Annotated in this window: 4 protein-coding genes; 2 read left to right on the forward strand and 2 right to left on the reverse strand. The window is 75.2% G+C overall.

The genetic code is table 11. From position 1 onward, the window contains the following. Positions 1–19 precede the first annotated feature (19 nt). Positions 20–847 (reverse strand): hypothetical protein, encoded by an 828-nt coding sequence (locus VR44_RS18865; protein WP_245691973.1) that lies wholly within the window; start codon positions 845–847, stop codon positions 20–22. A gap of 532 nt (positions 848–1379) precedes the next feature. Here VR44_RS18865 and sepH point away from each other — a divergent pair. After that, positions 1380–2402, forward strand: coding sequence for a septation protein SepH (sepH, locus tag VR44_RS18870; RefSeq protein WP_045948709.1), 1023 nt, complete (start codon positions 1380–1382; stop codon positions 2400–2402). 46 nt (positions 2403–2448) lie between these two features. On the opposite strand, the gene VR44_RS18875 is transcribed toward sepH, so the two are convergent. After that, the gene (locus VR44_RS18875) at positions 2449–3282 is read right to left on the reverse strand and encodes a sulfurtransferase (RefSeq protein ID WP_045948710.1); all 834 of its coding nucleotides are present in this window, start codon (positions 3280–3282) and stop codon (positions 2449–2451) included. Between the two features lie 177 nt (positions 3283–3459). On the opposite strand from VR44_RS18875, the gene VR44_RS18880 reads away from it, so the two are divergent. Beyond that, a complete protein-coding gene (locus VR44_RS18880) occupies positions 3460–4245 on the forward strand; it encodes a VOC family protein (RefSeq protein WP_045948711.1) in 786 nt (261 codons plus the stop codon). Positions 4246–4256: the final 11 nt, after the last annotated feature.

Genomic DNA, 4256 nt, shown 5'->3' on the forward strand with positions numbered 1-4256 from the left:
CTGGGCGACTGACGCCCGGTCACTCCCGGCCCGCGGTGGCGCCGCCCGACGCGCCGGTGCCGCCGCCGCTCGGGGTGGGTCCCGGGTCCGGGGTCTGCCGGGAGGCCGAGGGGGACGGGTCCGGGCCGGGGCCGGCCGAGCGGGAGGGGGTGGGCGTGGGGGCGGGGTCCGGGCCGCGCCCGCCGTGCGAGGCGGAGGGGCTCGGGGAACTCCCGGAGCCGGACCGCTCGTTCCCGCTCCCGCCGGGCTCCCCGCCCTTGCCGTCCCTGCCACCCTGCCCGCCCCGGCCTCCGGAGTCCGTCCCGTCCTTCCGCTCGGCGGAGCGGTGGTCGGGGGCCTTGCGGGTGCCGCCCGACAGGAGGGTGCCGCCGCCGCTGCTGACGGAGGTGCCCGCGAACGCCTCGTACGTCCCGAGGCCGCCGATAGCCAGGGCAAAGGCGGCCCCGGAGGCCACCGCCGTGCGCTTCCAGCCCCGTACGCGGGTGCCGTGCACGGTGGCCTCGCCGAACTCCCCCGGCGGCGGGGCCGCGGACCCCTCCGCCCGGGCGGGCGCGGGGAGCCGGCCGCCCTTGGGGCGGGCGCCCTCGCGCAGCCGGTCGCCGGTGCGGCGGAAGGCGTGCTGGATGACCGGCCCGCCCGCGGTGGCCACCACGCTGACCACGCCGGCGCCGAGGATGGTGCCGTAGACGCCGAGCTTGGAGGCGAGCAGCGCGGCCGCGACGGTGGCGAGGGAACTGCCGGCGACCTGGGCCAGGCTCAGGTCGAGCTTCTTGCGCTCCCCGCCCGTGCCGTCACCCTCGGGACCGCCCGGCCCCTCTCCCCGTACCGCCTTCTGACCCATCGCCATCCCCTGCGTGTCCTGCCCCTTGCGCTTCTCCTCTTCCAGCAGTTACTGACAGCTGAGCGAAATGAGAAGTTCCGTTTCTGCGGATTCTGTGAAGCAGGACACCCCGAAATGGCCGCGTACGCAGGTGGACCGCCTTCCGGGCCCGATTCCGGGCAGGCCAACTCCCGCCGCCCCGGACAAGTTCGGCGGCGCGGCGGTCCACCCAGGTGGCCCGAATGGAGTACTGTGGCGAGCCCTGGGGCCGTCCTTCCTTTCGGATGTCCGGACCCGGGAGAGGGGGCCGGCTGACGGAGAAGCGGCGCTCAAGACCGGTGATGCCGCGGTATCGCACGGGCTCCTGCTGCGCACAGTAACCACTTGGTCACTGTGCGTGCCCAACAGGTAACCGTGCCATAACGTCGATCAAGGGCGCATGCCCGACACGCCGGTTTAACTCGGCAAGGTTGTGGCAGGCTGCACCCGGGCAGGCCACACTCGACTAGCGGAAGCAGCGACGCACGTGACGTCGGCAGGCACCACCCGGGAGGTCCCCATGCCCGAACTGCGTGTCGTGGCCGTCTCGAATGACGGAACACGACTGGTGCTCAAGGCTGCGGACAGCACGGAGTACACGCTTCCGATCGACGAGCGGCTGCGGGCTGCCGTGCGCAATGACCGCGCGCGCCTGAACCAGATCGAGATCGAGGTGGAGAGCCACCTCCGCCCCCGTGACATCCAGGCCCGCATACGGGCCGGTGCCTCCGCCGAGGAGGTCGCACAGCTCGCCGGCATCCCCGTCGACCGGGTCCGCCGCTTCGAGGGTCCCGTCCTGGCCGAACGCGCCTTCATGGCCGAGCGGGCCCGGAAGACCCCCGTGCGCCGCCCCGGGGAGAACACCGGACCGCAGCTCGGCGAGGCCGTGCAGGAGCGGCTCACGCTGCGCGGGGCCGACAAGGACTCGGTGCAGTGGGACTCCTGGCGCCGCGACGACGGCACCTGGGAGGTGCTGCTCGTCTACCGGGTGGTGGGCGAGCCGCACTCCGCGAGCTGGACGTACGACCCGCCGCGCCGGCTGGTCACCGCCGTGGACGACGAGGCCCGCTCGCTGATCGGCGAGTCGGACGACCTGCCGTCGACCCCGGAGCCGAGCTTCCCGTTCGTGCCGAGGATCGCCCGGCTGCCGCGCGACCGGCCGCTGGACCGCGCCCTCGACCGGCAGATCGAGCGGCCGGCCGCCCCGCCGCCCGCGCCGGAGCCCGAGGAGGAACGGGACACCCTGACCAGCCTGCTGGAGGCCGTCCCGAGCTTCCGGGGCGACCTGGTGGTCCCGGAGCGGACCGACGCCGCCGACGAGGAGGCCGAGACCGAGGAGCCCCCGGCCGCGGCGGCCTCGGCCGGCGCCGGAGCGGCGTACGCGGACGTACTGATGCCGCGGACGGTCGCGGGACACCGCGAACGGCTGACGGGCACCACCGACCGGCAGGCCGAGGCCGACGGGGTCCGGCCGGGGCGCCGCGCGGCGGTGCCCAGCTGGGACGAGATCGTCTTCGGGACCCGGCGCAAGAAACAGGAGTAGCCCGCCCGGTGGCGCCCCGGGCGGGGCGCCACCGGGCGTGGACGCGTCAGGGGTTGGGGCCGGTGGCCACGGGGCGCTGCGGGTCCGAGGACCAGTGCGACCAGCTGCCCGCGTAAAGGGCGGCCGGGATGCCCGCCACCTCGAGTGCGAGCACCTCGTGCGCCCCGGAGACCCCGGAACCGCAGTAGACGCCCACCTGGGTGTCCGTCGCGGCGCCCAGCTCCGTGAACCGGGCCTTCAGGGCCTCCGCCGGCAGGAACAGGCCGTCGGGGCCCACGTTCTCGGTGGTCGGGGCCGACACCGCGCCCGGGATGTGGCCGCCGACCGGGTCGATGGGCTCGACCTCGCCCCGGTAGCGCTCCCCCGCCCGGGCGTCCAGCAGCAGTCCCGTACGGGCCAGGGCGGCCGCGTCGTCGGCTTCCAGCAGGCCCAGCGCTCCGGGGTTTGGCTTGAAATCACCCTCGGCCGGTGTCGGCGCGTCGGCGGTCACCGGGCCGCCCGCGGCCGTCCACGCGGCCAGGCCGCCGTCCAGGACTCGCACGTTCGGGTGACCCGTCCAGCGCAGCAGCCACCAGGCGCGGGCGGCCGCCCAGCCCTGTCCGCCGTCGTACACGACCACCGGCCCGTCCGCGCGCACCCCGGCGCGGCGCATCACGGCGCCGAACTCCTCCGGGTCGGGCAGCGGGTGGCGGCCGCCCGCCCCGGGCGGACCTGCCAGTTCGCGGTCGAGGTCGACGTACACGGCGCCGGGCAGGTGCCCGGCCTCGTAGGCGGGGCGCTGGTCGGGGCCGCCCAGCTGCCAGCGGACGTCCAGGAGCACCGGCGGGTGGCCGGCGGCCAGCTCGTCCATCAGTGCGGAGGCCGAGAGAATCGCAGTCATGGGCCCATCTTCCTCCCCGCCCGCACGCCCCTGTAACAAGCCGGACATCGACGGGCCGCAGTGATTCGGTCATCTCCGTCCACCCCCGCCCCGTCCGGCCCGGTCGGGCCACGCCGCGCCTCGCGGAGTGGAAGCATCAGCGGCGTCATTCGGGACACGACGGAGGAGACTGCTGACATGACCGAGGCAGCGGGGGCTTCGCGGCGGCCGTCCGGCACACCGTGCTGGGTGAGCCTGATGGTGCACGGCCTCGGGAGGACCGAGGACTTCTACGCCGACCTGTTCGGCTGGGAGTACGAGCCGGGACCCGCGCAGCTCGGCCCGGGCGTCCGGGCCGTCCTCGACGGGGAGGAGGTGGCCGGAATCGGCGAGATGCCGCCGGACCGGCATCTTCCGGTCGCCTGGACCACGTACTTCGCCATCGACGACGCCGACTGCGCGGCCGAGGCGATCCGCTCCTGCGGCGGCACGGTGGCGGTGGGCCCGATGGACGCCGGGGCGGAGGGGCGGGTGGCGATCTGCTCCGACCCGCTGGGGGCGATCTTCGGGATCTGGCAGGACTCGGGCCACGGGCGGCGCTACGGGCTGCCGGGGACCCCGGTGTGGAACGAGCTGGTCACCCAGGACACCTTGACGGTCGGCAAGTTCTACCAGCACGTCTTCGGCCACGAGGCGGAGCGGCACCCGGACGCCCCGGCCGACTTCGACTACCTGACCCTGCGGCTGGACGGCCGGCCGGTGGCCGCGGTGCACGGGGTGGGCCGGTCGCTGCCGCACGACCGGGGGCCGCACTGGATGACGTACTTCGAGGTCCACGACACCGACGCGGCGGCCGCCCGGGTGGCCGAGCTCGGCGGGCAGGTGCTCAGCCCGCCCCGGGACCGGATCCGCGGGCGGCTGGCCCTGGTGGCGGACCCGGAGGGGGCCGTGTTCGCCGTGGTGAAGTCCGCCGGGGAGGGTTAGGGGCCTGTCTC

Source organism: Streptomyces katrae, assembly GCF_000966975.1.
Classification (GTDB): domain Bacteria; phylum Actinomycetota; class Actinomycetes; order Streptomycetales; family Streptomycetaceae; genus Streptomyces; species Streptomyces katrae.

Bases quoted from the DNA above. Each gene is read 5' to 3' on its own strand.
- VR44_RS18865 (WP_245691973.1), bottom strand. From the start codon at position 847: ATGGCGATGGGTCAGAAGGCGGTACGGGGAGAGGGGCCGGGCGGTCCC.
- sepH (WP_045948709.1), top strand. From the start codon at position 1,380: ATGCCCGAACTGCGTGTCGTGGCCGTCTCGAATGACGGAACACGACTG.
- VR44_RS18875 (WP_045948710.1), bottom strand. From the start codon at position 3,282: ATGACTGCGATTCTCTCGGCCTCCGCACTGATGGACGAGCTGGCCGCC.
- VR44_RS18880 (WP_045948711.1), top strand. From the start codon at position 3,460: ATGACCGAGGCAGCGGGGGCTTCGCGGCGGCCGTCCGGCACACCGTGC.